Genomic DNA, 14,818 nt, shown 5'->3' with positions numbered 1-14,818 from the left:
CGGGTGTCCGCGAGCGCGGACGATCCCGCGCTCTGCATGGTGTGACGTTTAACGTCCATATGTCACACTGTAGTCGTGAACGAGCTGATTGACCACCGTCTCCGACGGTCTTGGACCGCGGAAGCCGCCGACGCCGCCCAGCTTCCCGCGCGAGCGGCCAAGTGGCTTGAACAGCGTATAGGCCAGATGGCTCCCAGCGCTGCACCATCGGCCGAATTGACGGTGAAAATACCGTCGTCGAATCTGGCCGAGTCTGCAGTGGAAGCGCTGTCCGAGGTCGTCGAATCGGCGAACGTGCTGGTCGACGACGCGGCGCGGCTCGCGCGGGCCACCGGCCTGTCGTACCTGGACCTGCTGCGCCGCCGCTCGGCCGATGCCGGGTTCCCGGTGCCCGACGCGGTGGTGCTGCCCGCGGACCCGGACGAGGTCCAGGCCGTGCTCGACGCCTGCGTCAAGCACGATGTCGGAGTTGTCCCGTTCGGCGGCGGCACTTCGGTGGTCGGCGGGGTCGCCGCGCTCAGCGGGGAGAAGACGTCGGTGATCGCGCTCGACCTGGTCCGGCTCGACGCGCTGGTGTCGGTCGACACCGAATCGCGCATCGCCGTGCTGCAGGCCGGCGTCCGCGGTCCCGAAGCCGAGCGGCTCCTCGGCGAGCGCGGCCTGACGCTCGGGCACATCCCGCAGTCGTTCGAGCGCGCCACGATCGGCGGCTTCGCGGCGACGCGCTCGGCCGGGCAGGCGTCGTCCGGCTACGGCCGGTTCGAGGACATGGTCACCGGTGTGCGGCTGGCCACCCCGCGCGGCGAGTGGAAGCTCGGGGTCGCCCCGGCGTCCGCGGCCGGGCCGGACCTGCGTCAGCTCGCCGTCGGCAGCGAAGGCGCGCTCGGGGTCATCACGGAGGTTTCGCTGCGCGTCCGGCCGGCGCCGCCGGTCAAGCGGTACGAGGGTTACGCCCTGTCCGGCTGGGAAGCCGGCGCGGCGGCCGTGCGCGACCTGGCCCAGAACCACGTGCTCGCCGACGTCACCCGGCTGTCCGATGTGGACGAAACCGAGGTGTCGCTCGCGCTGAACGCCGGCCTCAAGACGACGGCGCTGCGGAAGTACCTGGCCGCGCGCGGCGTGCGGCGGCCGTGTTTCCTCATCGTCGGCTGGGAGGGCACCGCGCACGACGTCGCGGTGCGCCGCCGCGAGACGACGCGCCGGCTGAAGGCGCTGGGCGCAGTGCGCGTCGGCAAGGCGCTCGGCGAATCCTGGCGGCACGGCCGGTTCGGCGGCCCGCGCCAGCGCGACATGCTGATGGACCGCGGCGTGTGCGTCGAGACGCTGGAGACGGCGACCTACTGGTCCACAGTGGACGAACTGCGCGACGATGTCCGCGCCGCGCTCACGGCGTCACTGGGCCGCGCGATCGTCATGTGCCACATCTCGCACGCGTACGAAACGGGCGCGTCGCTCTATTTCACGGTGCTGACCGCGCGCGACGAGGCCGACCCGGTCGGCCAGTGGCAGCGGGCGAAGGCCGCGGCCAGCGAGGCGATCAGCGGCCTGGGCACGATTTCGCACCACCACGCCGTCGGCGTCGACCACGCGCCCTACCTGAGCGCGGAGATCGGCAAGCTCGGAGTCGAGGTGCTGCGCGCGGCGAAGTCGGCCGTCGACCCGACCGGGATCCTCAACCCGGGGAAGCTGGTCTGAGCACTTCGCACGGCACCCCGTGGCCGTCGGCGGCGACGCCTTCGAGCGCCGCCGCGTCGGCCTGGGGGACGTCCGTGGTGCGCACCGGCTTGCCGTCCACGAGCAGCGGGTAGCGGATCGGCGCGGCGCCGACGTAGGTGTGCACCTCGGTCAGCCGGGTGCCGTCCTCGAGTGTGATGTCGGGGTCGGTCAGCCGGGCCAGGTGGTAGCGCGTTCCCCGGCCTTCGCAGCGGTCGAGCACCGCCAGCTGGTCCGGGGTCACGAACCAGACGGCGTGCTCCTCGACCCCGTCCATCGCGGTGAGGGTGGCGGGGCGCTGGTCGTCGACCACGCGGAAGCCGGCCGCCCACACCGCGGCGAGCCCGCCGCAGCGCACGTGCGTCACCACGACCGGGCCGTCGAGCCCGAGCCGGCCGCGCAGCCAGGTGATCTTCGACGGGTTCGCGTTCGAACCGTAGGCCAGCACGGCCATCCGGTCGCGCCAGCCTTCGGGAGCGGTGTCGAGCGGGTGCCCGACGCCGTCGACGTGCACGAACGAGTAGCCCGGCCGGGTGCCCGGGTAGGGCTCGGCCGGGTACTCGTCGTCGGTGAACAGGGTCAGAACGTCACCACGCTGCGCAGGACGTCACCGTGGTGCATGCGCTCGAAGGCCTGCTCGACGCCGTCGACGCCGATCCGCTCGGTGACGAACTTGTCGAGCGGCAGCCGTCCCTGCAGGTAGAGGTCCACCAGCATCGGGAAGTCCCGGCTGGGCAGGCAATCGCCGTACCAGGACGACTTCAGCGAGCCGCCGCGCGAGAAGAAGTCGATCAGCGGCAGGTCGTTGAGACGCATTTCCGGCGTCGGCACGCCGACCAGCACGACCGTGCCGGCGAGGTCGCGGCCGTAGAACGCCTGGCGCCAGGTCTCCGGCCGGCCGACGGCGTCGATCACGACGTCCGGGCCGAAGCTGTTGGTGGCGTCCTGCATGGCCTCGACCACAGCTTCTTCGGACAGGCCCTTGCTGTTGACGGTGTGCGTCGCGCCGAAGTCCTTGGCCCACGCGAGCTTCCGGTCGTCCATGTCGATCGCGACGATCGTGGTGGCGCCGGCCAGCTTCGCGCCCGCGATGGCCGCGTCGCCGACGCCGCCGCAGCCGATGACCGCGACCGAGTCGCCGCGGGTGACGGCGCCGGTGTTGATCGCCGCGCCCAGCCCGGCCATCACGCCGCAGCCGAGCAGCCCGGCGACGGCGGGTTCGGCGTCACGGCTGACCTTCGTGCACTGTCCGCTGTGGACGAGCGTCTTCTCGAGGAACGCGCCGACGCCGAGCGCGGCCGACAGCTTGGTGCCGTCGGCGAGCGTCATCGGCAGGGTGGCGTTGAACGTCGAGAAGCAGTACCACGGCTTGCCGCGCTTGCAGGCCCGGCAGGTGCCGCAGACGGCGCGCCAGTTGAGGATGACGTAGTCGCCGGGCTCGAGGTCGGTGACGCCGTCCCCGACGGCTTCGACGACCCCCGCGGCCTCGTGGCCGAGCAGGAACGGGAAGTCGTCGTTGATCCCGCCCTCGCGGTAGTGCAGGTCGGTGTGGCAGACCCCGCAGGCCTGCACGTTGACGACGGCCTCGCCGGGGCCGGGATCGGGCACCAGGACCGTCTCCAGCGAGACCGGCTCGCCCTTCGCCCGCGAAACGACCCCCTGGACCTCGTACGGCATGCGAATCCACCTTCCCGGCTGCACTGCTGGTTCGTCCGCAGCTTGCCACGGATGACGCTGAGATGGCGACATCCGCATGAGTGAGGTTCGGTGATTCCTGCGCAACTGGTTGCGCTTCACGCAACTGTGGCCAGCCAGACGGCGATGGCGTCGAAGTCAGCGGTCGTGAGCCCGGCGCTCGCCGAGACGGTGTGGAGCAGGGCGGGGCCGGGGTGGTGTTCGGCGACCCAGGAGCGGTCCAGGTCGGTGGTTTCGTCGTCGATCCAGACGAAGGGGAGTCCGGCGGCCCGCTCGACGATCGGCCGGGTCTTCCAGTGCAGGCCGGGAGCGGTGGCGTCCTCAACGGGGAAGTCGAGCACCGTGAGCGGCGGCAGGCCGGCCAGCGGGGCCACGCAGTCGTTGGCGTCTTCCATCCAGGTGGTGGCCCAGACGAGGTCGCACCCGAGGGCGAGCAGCCGCGGGCCGAGCCCCGGGTCGATCCGGGGCAGCAGCGGATGGCCGAGGTCGGCGTCCGTGAACGTCTTGTACTCCCCGGAAGTCCGCCCGAACGGGATCAGCGGACCGTCGACGTCGAGGAACAACAGGGGGCGTGGCATGGCTCCGAAAGTCTGGCACGGGCTCTATCCGCTCCGGGCGGATGTGGCTAGGTTCCTCGCATGGCGTTCGTGATCGGGCTTCCCTGTGTTGATGTCAAGGACCGCGCGTGCGTGGACGAATGTCCGACGGACTCCATCTACGAGGGCGCCCGGAGCCTCTACATCCATCCGGACGAGTGCTTCGAGTGCGGCGCCTGCGAGGTGGTCTGCCCGGTGCAAGCGATCTCCTACGTGGAAGATCTCTCGTCCGCTCCCGACAACGGCCGGTTCTTCACCGAGATCCTCCCCGGGCGCGACGCGCCGCTGGGGTCGCCGTGCGGTGCGGCCGCGGTCGGCCCGCTGGACGCCGACACGGTGATGGTCGCGGCGCTGCCGCCGCAGAGCCCGCCCGATCGGCCGCTGCCGCGCAAGAAGCCCCATGGCGGCGGCTGCTCCTGCGACGGCGGTCCGCGCGACCCGAGCTGAAGCCGGCTTGGGCCTCCGGCCCCGGGTTCCACGCTACCCGGCAGCACCGACAGTCTCGGGTGGCTCCGGCAGCTCCATCGACGCCAGCCGGGCCGGGTCGGCCACCGCCGCGATGGCCGCGACCAAGCCGCCCACCACCGTGAACGCCACCACCGACAGCGGGCTGCCGTCCTCGCGCCACGCCACGACGCCCGGCAGGCCGCCCACCAGCACCGTGCGTCCGCCCGAAGCCGCGCCGAAGCGGGCGCCCGCCGCGACGCTCGTCGCGCCGAGGACCACGACCACTCCGCCGGGCGTGTCGACCGTCAGCTGGACTTCCGGGTCGAGCACGCGCAGGAGCCCCTCGAAGTCGCCGTCGCGGGCTGCCGTCAGGAATGCCTGGACCACCTTGCGCTGCTCGGGGCCGGCCGTCGACGGGCGGGACGCCTCCCGGACCTTGCGGCGGGCTCGGCTGGCGAGCATCTTCGCCGCGCCCGGGGTCTTGCCGAGGATGTGGCCGATTTCGTCGAACGGCACGGCGAACAGGTCGTGCAGCACGAACGCCACGCGCTCGCCCGGCCCGAGCGACTCCAGGACGACCAGCAGCGCGAGCCCGACCGAGTCCGCCAGCGCCACGTCCTCCTCAGGCGCGGAGCCGACCGCTACGACGACCTCGTCGTAGGGCGATTCGGGACGCGACTTGCGCGAGCGCAGGACGTCCAGGCTGATCCGGCCGACGACCGTCGTCAGCCAGCCGTCGAGGTTGTGGATCGCCGCCGCGTCCTGGCGCGAAAGCCGCAGCCAGGCCTCCTGGACGACGTCCTCGGCGTCGGCGTGCGAGCCCAGCACCCGGTGGGCGACCGCGCGCAGCCGAGCCCGGAGGGGCGCAGGTAACCGAGGGAGGACCGATGGAAGCACGACTGAAGAGTTCGAGCAGTCCCGAAGTGGTCGGCGCGATCCAGCAGCTGTTCAAGGCGGTGCACGCCGGCGGTGTCGATCCGCTGCTGATCGAGCTGGTCCACCTGCGGGCCAGTCAGGTCAACGGCTGCAGCCCGTGCGTGTTCGCCGGCGTCCAATCCGCGAAGAAGCAGGGCGAGACCGACGAGCGGCTGCACAACGTCGTCGCCGGGCGTGACCGACGAGATCTGGGACGCGGCCGCCGCCTGCTTCGACGAGAAGCAGCTGTCGGCGATCACCCTGAACATCGCGCTGACCAACTTCTTCAACCGGATCAACCGCACCACGCGGCAGCAGGCCGGCCAGGCCTGGTGAAGGTCCGTGAAGGCCACCTTGAGGGACTCAGCGTCCCTCAAGGTGGCCTTCACGGCTCAAGCCGGGGTGACGATGTAGACGATCCCGCCGGGGCCGCTCGCGACCGTGCCGTCCGCGCGGTAGCGCTTCGTGCGCTGCCAGATCTTCTCGAACTGGTCCCGCTTGTAGACGTTGCGCACCCGGTCGTTGCTGCTGGACGCCGGGTCGTTGACGATCACGTCGCCGTCCTTCGTGAAGCCGACCACCACCATGATGTGGCCCGCCGTGCCGTACCCCGCGCCGTCCAGCTCGTCGGCCAGGAACGACTGCGACGTGATCACCGGGATGCCGCGGGCGATGTAGGTCTCCAGCTCGTTCAGCGAGTGCAGCCGCGTGATGTGCCCGCGCAGGCCGCGCGACGCCGCATAGGCCGTGTTGAACGGCCAGTTGCCGGTGCCGTCGTAGGCGTGGTCGTAGGTGTAGCGCGCCGCGAACGCGACCGACGGGTCGACGTAGTCCGACGGGATCCACGCCATCTCGGCCGCCGACGGCTTCTTGCCCCAGTACTCGGCCACCATCTCCGTCGACGTCGGGCTGCACCAGGCTTCGCCGCCCCCGCCGTACTGCGGGAACTGTCCCTTGTGGAGGTTCTGGGCGTACGCGGGCACCTTCAGCTCGATCCCGGTCGCGCGGCCCGGCTTCGTCGTCTGGACGTCGAAGCGGTCCGGCACGGCCGAGGTCATCGCGCCCAGCGACGTCACCGACGGCGTCGCGTGCGTGCCCTTCTCCCGGTAGAGGCTGATCCGCAGCTTGTACGACTTGAGCGTGACGCCCGCCTTCGTGACCAGCGTGTCGACGTCGACGAGGGCGTTCGCGTCGTCCTGGCCGTCGACGCTGGTGCGCAGGATGTCGGCGTCGCCGCTGGCCCAGCGGCCCATCACGTACCAGGCCGTCTCCGCGCCCGCCGACGTTCTGCCCTGCGCCTCGACCTGCAGCCAGGTCTTCGACGGCGTCAGCGCGTTCCACGACGAGACGAGTTGCGTCGCGCCGAAGCCCTGGCGGTACGACGGCGACGTCCACTGGCCGTATTCGTACGTCTTCGTCGTGCCGAGCTCGGGCTCGGTGTGCTCGACCGTGCCGATCGGGCGCGTGATGCGCAGGCCGTCGCGGGTCAGCGCGAGCCCGGCGAAGCTGCCCTCGTGCAGGCGGCCGCCGGCCCACTCGTGGTAGTCGATCGACTCGTCGTCGCCCGGCCGGCCGGGCGCGGCCTCGGCGACCTGCGCGGTCACCGCCGTCAGCATCACCACGGACAATATGGAGAACAAACTGCGCACCCGCATCCCGGCTCCCACCGCTCGACCCACCCAGTAGGCAGGGATTTTCGCCGGTCGGGCCGGGTATGTAAACAGGTACCTAGAGCACGGCCTGCGTCTGTGTCACTTTCGCGACCAACTTGCCGTCGTCGTCGTGGACCTCGGTCTCCACCACGACGAACTTGCGGCCCGCGTGCAGTGGTCTGGACGACGCAGTCGCGTAGCCCGAACGCACCGCGCGCAGGAAGTTCGTCTTCGACTCGACGGTCGTCGTGCCCTGGCCGCCCTCGGGCAGGTTGAGGAACGCGCACACGGCGCCGGTCGAGTCGGCCAGCGCCATGAGCGCGCCCCCGTGCAGCACGCCGCCGAGCGTGCAGAGGCTCTCGTCCCACTTCAGCCGGCTGCGCACGAGCGCGGGCCCGTGTTCCCGGACCTCGACGCCGAGGCGTTCGGAGAACGGCATGGAGCGGTGGAAGAGCTGCGTGCCCTCGGGATCGGTCATGCCCCGCAGCTTGCCGGACGGCGGCGCCGCGGGTCGATTACCTCTCGCGTAACGCGCGTCAGCTGAGCGGGTGGACGAGCAGCAGCTCCGTGTTGTGGTCGACGGCCTCGCCGACCCGCCCGAGGTCGACGTGGATGTCGTTGTAGGACAGCTCCCGGTAGAGGGACGCAAGCGCTTGCGGCGTCCGGGCGCCGTAGTCCACGGCGTACGGCGCTTCGGCCTCGATCAGCGTCGTGAACAGCGACAACGTGCCGTCGGCGTTGTCCGCGACCTCGACGATCCGGGCGTGCTGCGGGAAGTCGACGTGCGACGCGGTGTTGATCTCCCAGAAGCTTTGCTTCGGCGTGCCACCGGCGTGCGCGGTGATCTTGTTGAGGTGCGTGTGGCCGTTGACCCAGGCCAGCACGTTCGGGAAGCGCTTGAGCAGTGCGACGAACGCGTTGCCGTCGAGGCGCGGGTCGAGCAGGTGGCGCGAGTCCGGCAGCAGGTTGCCCATCGAGCCGCTGGTGTGGTGGCTGAACAGGAGGAACAGCTCGTCGGTGACGCCGTGGGTGACCCGGCGGCCGAAGAAGTCGTAGTATGCCGAGCTGCCGCGCTTGAGCGTCGACTCGACCCAGTTGTACTGCGCGAGGCCGATCGAGCCGTCGGCGAACCCGGCGTCGGTCGTCGTGTCGAGGCTGATGCCGGTGATGCCCGGCGCGATCCGGAAGGTGTAGTAGACGGCCTTGCCGTCGGCGTTGTCGGCGCCGAAGCCGTGACCGACCGGGCCGGGGCCGGTGTTGGCGGTGTCGAGGTGCGCGCGCACGAACTCGCCGGTGCTGAACGGGCGGCGGCGCGCGTCCGGCGTGATCTCGCGGATCGTGCCCCCGCCGCCGAACAGTTCGGCGACCGGCACGCTCGAGCCGGGCTTCTTGATGGCCGCGGCGAGCTTCTTCGCGGTGCTCTCGTCCTTGCCGATCACCTTGTACTTGCTGGTGTACCAGGCGTCGATGCCGGGGATCTGGGCCGGCAGCGAGCCGACGATGCTGTCGTCGTGGTTGCCGAAGGTGCAGAACCACGGGACGTCGAGCCCCGGCGCGGTGAACGTCCCGATGCCCGCTTCGAGCAGGCCGGGAATCTGTGGGAAGCCCTTGGCGGTGTACGCGTCGCCGCCCGGGGTGCCCGGGTTCCAGAACGCGCTGTTGCCCGAGCTCTGGACGCCTTCGTAGGCGTTCGGGTCGCCGGAGTTCGGCGTGACGCTGCCGCCGTTGAGCACCTTGAGGAACCAGTCGAGCTCGATCAGCTCGTGGTTGTCGGTGTTGTCGCCGGTGGTGACCATGAGGTCGAACGGCCGTCCGGTGAACGGCCCCTGCCGCACGCTGTTGACGCGTTCGACGAGCGCGCTGGTCGCGACGGTGCCGAGCGCCTCCTGCGGCCGGTGCGCGGAGCCGATGTAGGGGTGCAGGTACTCGAAGCGCGCGGGGCTCTCGGTGTCGGTGATGTGCAGGTCGGTGAACTGCACGAACGCGCTGAGCGCGCGGCGCCGGTCGTCGCGCCCGGCCTGCGGGGCGGCGAGGTCACCACGGACGACGAGCGGCCAGCCGGGGCCGGCGCTCAGCCGGGAGTAGGTCGCGGTGCCGCCGCCGGCCGCGACCTGCTCGAGCGTCGTCCCGGCGGTGCTGACCGAGCGGGTGGAGGTGAGCCGCAGCGCCCGGTCGAGCGCGTTCGCGGTGGGTGTGCAGAGCAGCAGCCCGAGACCGGCGGCGCCGGCCGTGGCGAAGGTGCGCCGGGTGAGTTCGGCCATGTGATTCGCTCCCCAGGTGTCTCGGTTGCCCAGCACCGTGCCGGACGACGTTGTCCACACGGTGAACATGAAAAACATTCACCGTGACACTTTGGTTCACCTTGTCACAGGGCTTGGGGTGGGGTGTACCGCCGAAGGTCGTGGTCATTTCCGCCGCGGGCCGGTCAGCAGGCGATGCCGCACGCCGTTCCCGCCGCGGCGAACAACCCGAAGAAGAACAGCATCATGACCAGCGCCGGGATGACCGCGATAATGCCGCAGACCAAGCCCGCGATCGCCATGCCCTTGCCGGTGTAGCCGGGCCGGTCGCCCTGGATCAGGCCGGCCCACGACAGGCTGATCGCCAGGAAACCGAACAGCAGGTCGAGGAACGGAACTCAGAACAGCACGAGCGCCACAATGCCGATCACCATGCCGGCGACGGCCATGCCGCTGGTGCGCAGCAACGGGTACGCCGCGTACGGCCGGCCGGTGTACTGCTGGATCAGCCTTACCAGAACCGGCCGTCGATCCGCGGATTTCGGTCGCGGTTGTCCACAGGGGCCGCGCTGATCGTCCAGTTGTCCACAGATTCGCGAGGACCCCGTTTTCGGCCCTTCCCCCCGATAGACTGGACAGGGGACGCCCCCCGGGATGGGTGGGGGTGTTGTCTTGGTCCTCTGGGCCGGGCAAAAGTGGCGCCGCTCAGCCTTTCAGGCCCGACTCCGTCACCCCTTGGACCAGGTAGCGCTGCAGGAACGCGAACAGCAGCACGATCGGCAGGATCGACACCGCCGCCGCCAGGAACAGCAGGTTCAGTTGCGGGTTCTGCGCCGTCAGCAGGCCCGACAGCGCCACCTGGACCGTCCATGAATCGGGGGACTGGGCGATGATCAGCGGCCACAGGAACGCGTTCCAGCTGCCGATCACCGTGATCACCGCGATCGCCGCGAAGAAGCCTCGCGAGTTCGGGACCACGATGCGCCAGAACACGCCCCAGCGCGTGAGGCCGTCCACTCGCCCGGCCTCCTCCAGTTCGCGGGGGAAGTCCAGGAAGTACTGCCGGAACAGGAAGACGCTGAACGCGCTGAACAGCCCCGGGATCACCAGACCGCGGAAGTCCGACAGCCAGCCGAGCGTCGAGACCACCACGAAACTCGGCACGAACGTCACCGACGTCGGGATCATCAGTGTTCCCAGCACCGCGTAGAAGACCAAACGAGAATGGCGATAAGGGATGCGCGCCAGGCCGTAGCCCGCCAATGAGCACAGCACCAGCAGGCCGACCGTCTGCAGTACCGCCACGATCGCCGAGTTCACCAGGCTTCGAGCGAAAGGGACGTCGTCCATCGAGAACAGGCGAGTGAAGTTCTCCCAGTGCACTGTGGACGGGAAGAACGTCCACTGTGGAGCGGTGATCTCCGCGCGGGACGCCAGGCCGTTGCGCAGCAGCAGGTAGAACGGCAGCAGGAACAGCACGGCCGCGACGATCAGCGCCGTCCAGCGGAGGAACGCTCTCATGACGCACGTCCGAACCGGAGGACGCGGCCCTGCAGCAGCGTCACCAGGGCGATGATCAGCGCCAGGATCACCGCGCCCGCGCTGCCGCGGCCCAGGTCCTGGCCGCCGGAGCCCAGGGACGTGTAGTACAGGTACACCAACGGTGGCCGGGCGAACGGTGGGTAGCCGCGGGCGTCGCCCATGATGTTGTAGAACTCGTCGAACGCCTGGTACGCGTTGATCAGGTTCAACAGCAGCACCGCCACCGCCGTCGCGCGCAGCTGGGGCAGGGTCACGTATCGGAACACCTGCCAGCCCGGCTTCGCGCCGTCGAGCCACGCCGCCTCGTACAGGTGCTGGGGAATCCGTTGCAGGGCCGCGATGAACAGGATCATGTAGAACCCGAGCTGCAGCCACAGTCGCGCCGTCACCAGGACGACCCAGTACAGCGGCGGGTGGACCGTGCCCGTCCAGGCGACCGGGTCGGCGCCGAACAGGCCGAGCACCGTGTTCGCCAGTCCGTATCGGACACCCGAGAACAGGGACGTCTTCCAGATCAGCGACGCCACGACGTACGAGCACGCGAACGGCAGGAAGAACACCGACCGGAAGAACGCCCGCGCGAACCGCAGCTGGTTGACGCCGAGCGCCAAGGCCAGCGACAGCACGAACGTCAGCGGCACGATGAACAGCGCGAACACGCTGAACGTGCCGAGGCTGGACAGGAACGGCTCGTCGGTGAGCATGTGCCCGTAGTTGTCCAGCCCGACGAACTCCGTGGGCGTGACGGTGTTGCGCGCGTCGAAGAACGACAGGTACGCGCTCCAGCCGATCGGCAGGTACGCGAACACCGCCAGCCCCAGCAGGAACGGCCCGACGAACAGCCAGAACGTGCGTGCGTCTCGCCGCTTCATCCTCTGTGTCATCCAAAAAGGCGCTTGAGCTCGGCCTGCGCCACCCCGACCGCCGTCTTGACCTGCGCGGCCGGATCGGCTCCCTCCTTAGCGATCTTCGCGACCGCGTCGGACAGCGCCGTGTTCGACTGCTGTGTCCACACCGGACCGCCGACCAGGTGGCTGTTCTCCTTGACGAACCGGGCGGCGTCGGCCGCCGGGCCGGTCTTGAGGCTGTCCGCGCGGTCGGCCAGGCTCTGGCGCGCCGGGACGTGGAAGCCGAACTTCGTCGCGAACTCCAGCTGGTCCTGCGTCTGGTCGACCCACAGCCACTTGATGAACGCCTTGGCCTCGGCGACGTGCGCGCTCTTGGCGTTGACCATCGCGCCGTACGCGCCGACCGGCACCGACGGCGCGCCACTCGCGTCGAGCTTGGGGAAGGGCAGCACGCCGAAGTCGTCGTCGAACGCGTCGCGGATCTTCGGCACGTTCCACAGCCCGGTCCACTGCATCGCGGCCAGGCCGTCGACGAACGCGCCGGGGTCCGACCAGTCGGCGGGCGCGCCGAGCAGCAGCGAACCGTTGCTGTTGAGCGTGTGCAGCTTGGCCAGCGCGGTCGCCGCTCGCGGGTCGTCGAAGCCGACCTCGCGGTTGCCGTTCTTCAGGTAGTCGAGGCCGGCCGACCACAGCAGCGGGCCGGTGAGCACGCCGACACCGCCGTCGTTGCCCGCGAAGAAGCCCTTCACGCCGTCCTTCGTGAGCTTCGCCGCCGCGTCGACCAGCTCGTCGACGGTCTGCGGCGGCTGCACGCCCGCCGCCTGCAGCAGGCTCTTGCGGTAGAAGAGCACCTGCGTGTCGGTGGCCTGCGGGATGCCGTAGACCTTGCCCTCGACGGTCTGCGCGGCCAGCACCGCCGGGCTGAAGTCGCCCTTGACCGGCCCGATGACGTCGTCGAGCGCGACGACCTGGTTCTGCCGCACCCAGTCGATCTTCACCTGGGCCTCGAAGACGTCCGGCACCTTGCTGTTCTGCAGCGCGGTGACGATCTTCGAGTCGTAGTCGCCCGGGTTCCACTGCACGGTGACGGCGGCGCCGGGGTACGTCGCGGCGTAGCGCTTGACGGCTTCCTGGACGCCGTCCTCGCCGTAGGCGTGGTACCACTGCTGGAGCGCGACCTTCGGCGCGTCCGAGGGCGGCGGCCCGGCCGAGTACGCCGTCGACGGCGGCGGGTCACCCTGCCGCCCGGTGTTCGACCCGCACGCGGCGACCAGCGCCCCGACTCCCGCGAGCGCGAGAAAACTCCGCCTGTTCTGCATCCCCAGTACTCCTCCGTGAATGTCCGTGAAGGCCACCTTCAGGGACATAGAGTCCCTCAAGGTGGCCTTCACGGAACTAAAGGCACGCCGGAGATTTACCCGTTAGAGCTGTGAGATGTCGAGCTTTCCCTCGGAGTAGGACGCGCGGATCCGCTTCTTGTCGAACTTGCCGACGCTCGTCTTGGGCACTTCGTCCACGAACGTCCAGTTCTCCGGCAGCTGCCACTTCGCGACCTTGTCGCTGAGGAACTCGCGCAGCTCTTCCGGCGTCGCCGTCTGGCCCTCCTTGAGCACGACGGCGACCAGCGGCCGCTCGTCCCACTTCTCGTCCGGGATGCCGACGACCGCGGCCTCGGCCACCGCCGGGTGACCCATGACCTGGTTCTCCAGGTCCACCGAGGAGATCCACTCGCCGCCGGACTTGATGACGTCCTTGGCGCGGTCGGTCAGCGTCAGGTAGCCGTCCGAGCTGATCTTGCCGACGTCACCCGTGCGCAGCCAGCCGTCGTGGAACTTGTCCGGGTCGATATCGGCGCCGCCGTAGTACGCCCCGGCGATCCACGGGCCCCGGACCTCCAGCTCGCCGACGGCTTCGTTGTCCCAGGGCAGTTCCTCGCCCGAGTCGCCGATCAGCCGAGCCGACACGGCCGCCGGGAAGCGGCCCTGCGTGTAGCGGTAGCGCCAGGCCTCGTCGCCGGTCGCGGACGCCGGCGGGCGCGCGACGCTGCCCAGCGGCGACGTCTCCGTCATGCCCCAGGCGTGCAGGATCCGGACGTTGTGGCGCTCCTCGAACGCGTGCATCAGCGACGGCGGCACCGCCGACCCGCCGACGACGACCTCCCGCAGGTGCGAGATGTCCTGCGGGTTGGCTTCGAGGTGGGCGAGCAGGCCCTGCCAGACGGTCGGGACCGCGCCGGCGAACGTCGGCTTCTCGGCGGCCAGCAGCGCGGCCAGCGGGGCGGGCTGGAGGAACCGGTCCGGCATCACCAGCGACGCGCCGACCATCAGCGCCGCGTACGGCAGGCCCCACGCCATCGCGTGGAACATCGGCACGATGGCCAGGGCGGCGTCGTGCTGGGCGAGGTTCATGCTGTCGCTCATGCAGACCTGCATCGAGTGCAGCCAGATCGACCGGTGCGAGTAGACGACCCCCTTGGGGTCACCCGTCGTGCCCGAGGTGTAACACATCGCCGCCGCGGAGCGCTCGTCGATCTCCGGCCAGTCGAAGGTGTCCGGCTGGCCGGCCAGCAGCTCGGCGTAGGAGTGCACCTGGATGCCGTCGGGCGCCTGCAGCGACGCCGCGTCGCCGTTGGCCACGATGACGTGCCGGACCGTCTTGAACTCCGGCAGCTGCTTGGCCAGCAGCGGGACCAGGGTGCCGTCGACGATGACGACCTGGTCCTCGGCGTGGTTGGCCACGAAGGTCAGCTGCTCGGGGAACAGCCGGATGTTCAGGGTGTGGAGCACGGCGCCCATCGCCGGGACGGCCAGGTAGGCCGCGAGGTGCTCGGCGTTGTTCCACATGAACGTGCCGACGCGCTGGTCGCCGGTGATGCCGAGGCTCCGGAGCGCGTTCGCGAGGCGGGCGGCGTTGCGGCCGAGTTCTCCGTAGCTCTCGCGACGGGCTTCTGAACCGGTCCAGGTGACGACTTCGCTCGCCGAGTGCACCGACGTGCCGTGGCGGAGCAGGTTCGCCAGCGACAGCTGGCCGTCCTGCATGGTGCTCAACATGGTCACTCCCGGGGGTGTTCGCCGGTGAACGGGGGTTGGGCCGACTCTAGTGCGGATCGGGTGAAGCGGGCATGGTCAACAATGGCTCCGTTCGGTCACGGTCGTCGCCCGATCGCGCGA

The 14,818-nt window shown here is 70.0% G+C and carries 13 protein-coding genes and 2 pseudogenes; 4 read left to right on the top strand and 11 right to left on the bottom strand.

Features of this window, described 5'->3' with window-relative positions; translation table 11 throughout:
* The first annotated feature begins 75 nt into the window (after positions 1-75).
* On the top strand, positions 76-1,695 hold the full coding sequence (locus tag VA596_RS05060) for an FAD-binding oxidoreductase (protein WP_323324093.1): 1,620 nt from the start codon (positions 76-78) through the stop codon (positions 1,693-1,695).
* Here VA596_RS05060 and VA596_RS05055 read toward each other — a convergent pair.
* The 3 genes from VA596_RS05055 to VA596_RS05045 form a co-directional block, all read right to left on the bottom strand.
* Complete coding sequence (locus VA596_RS05055; RefSeq protein ID WP_323324091.1) at positions 1,673-2,227, bottom strand: gamma-glutamylcyclotransferase family protein; 555 nt, start codon at positions 2,225-2,227, stop codon at positions 1,673-1,675. The two genes, VA596_RS05060 and VA596_RS05055, sit on opposite strands and share 23 nt — an antisense overlap.
* Positions 2,228-2,292: 65 nt before the next feature.
* Positions 2,293-3,390 (bottom strand): S-(hydroxymethyl)mycothiol dehydrogenase, encoded by a 1,098-nt coding sequence (locus tag VA596_RS05050; protein WP_323324089.1) that lies wholly within the window; start codon positions 3,388-3,390, stop codon positions 2,293-2,295.
* Positions 3,391-3,506: 116 nt separating this feature from the next.
* Positions 3,507-3,986 carry an HAD domain-containing protein gene (locus tag VA596_RS05045; protein ID WP_323324087.1) on the bottom strand — a complete coding sequence of 160 codons (480 nt, stop codon included), beginning with the start codon at positions 3,984-3,986 and terminating at the stop codon, positions 3,507-3,509.
* A gap of 60 nt (positions 3,987-4,046) precedes the next feature.
* Between VA596_RS05045 and fdxA the strand changes: the two are divergent.
* A pseudogene (gene fdxA / locus VA596_RS05040) lies at positions 4,047-4,367 on the top strand (ferredoxin); the annotation flags it as partial.
* A 117-nt stretch (positions 4,368-4,484) separates the two neighbouring features.
* Here fdxA and VA596_RS05035 read toward each other — a convergent pair.
* Entirely contained in the window at positions 4,485-5,348 is an 864-nt protein-coding gene (locus tag VA596_RS05035) for a sigma-70 family RNA polymerase sigma factor (RefSeq protein WP_323324083.1), read from the bottom strand.
* Here VA596_RS05035 and VA596_RS05030 point away from each other — a divergent pair.
* Positions 5,339-5,506, top strand: a pseudogene (locus VA596_RS05030) (carboxymuconolactone decarboxylase family protein); the annotation flags it as partial. The gene VA596_RS05035 and the pseudogene VA596_RS05030 sit on opposite strands and share 10 nt — an antisense overlap.
* 55 nt (positions 5,507-5,561) lie before the next feature.
* Positions 5,562-5,702 (top strand): carboxymuconolactone decarboxylase family protein, encoded by a 141-nt coding sequence (locus tag VA596_RS05025; protein ID WP_323324081.1) that lies wholly within the window; start codon positions 5,562-5,564, stop codon positions 5,700-5,702.
* Between the two features lie 56 nt (positions 5,703-5,758).
* Here the strand turns inward: VA596_RS05025 and VA596_RS05020 are convergent, their stop codons facing one another.
* The 7 genes from VA596_RS05020 to VA596_RS04990 form a co-directional block, all read right to left on the bottom strand.
* A complete protein-coding gene (locus VA596_RS05020; protein ID WP_323324079.1) occupies positions 5,759-7,021 on the bottom strand; it encodes a peptidase C39 family protein in 1,263 nt (420 codons plus the stop codon).
* A 73-nt stretch (positions 7,022-7,094) separates the two neighbouring features.
* The gene (locus VA596_RS05015) at positions 7,095-7,496 is read right to left on the bottom strand and encodes a PaaI family thioesterase (RefSeq protein ID WP_323324077.1); all 402 of its coding nucleotides are present in this window, start codon (positions 7,494-7,496) and stop codon (positions 7,095-7,097) included.
* A 58-nt stretch (positions 7,497-7,554) separates the two neighbouring features.
* Complete coding sequence (locus VA596_RS05010) at positions 7,555-9,279, bottom strand: TIGR03767 family metallophosphoesterase (protein WP_323324076.1); 1,725 nt, start codon at positions 9,277-9,279, stop codon at positions 7,555-7,557.
* Between the two features lie 684 nt (positions 9,280-9,963).
* Entirely contained in the window at positions 9,964-10,779 is an 816-nt protein-coding gene (locus VA596_RS05005; protein WP_323324074.1) for a carbohydrate ABC transporter permease, read from the bottom strand.
* A complete protein-coding gene (locus VA596_RS05000; RefSeq protein ID WP_323324072.1) occupies positions 10,776-11,672 on the bottom strand; it encodes a carbohydrate ABC transporter permease in 897 nt (298 codons plus the stop codon). Before VA596_RS05000 ends, VA596_RS05005 begins: the two co-directional genes overlap by 4 nt.
* A gap of 8 nt (positions 11,673-11,680) precedes the next feature.
* Positions 11,681-12,967, bottom strand: coding sequence for an ABC transporter substrate-binding protein (locus VA596_RS04995; RefSeq protein WP_323324070.1), 1,287 nt, complete (start codon positions 12,965-12,967; stop codon positions 11,681-11,683).
* Between the two features lie 102 nt (positions 12,968-13,069).
* Positions 13,070-14,698: a long-chain fatty acid--CoA ligase gene (locus VA596_RS04990; protein ID WP_323324068.1), complete on the bottom strand. Its 1,629-nt coding sequence runs from the start codon at positions 14,696-14,698 to the stop codon at positions 13,070-13,072.
* Positions 14,699-14,818: the final 120 nt, after the last annotated feature.

The organism is Amycolatopsis heterodermiae (assembly GCF_034929455.1).
Taxonomy (GTDB): Bacteria; Actinomycetota; Actinomycetes; order Mycobacteriales; family Pseudonocardiaceae; genus Amycolatopsis; species Amycolatopsis heterodermiae.
The sequence above is the reverse complement of the archived record's forward strand: the minus strand, read 5'-3'. Positions and strand labels throughout refer to the sequence as shown.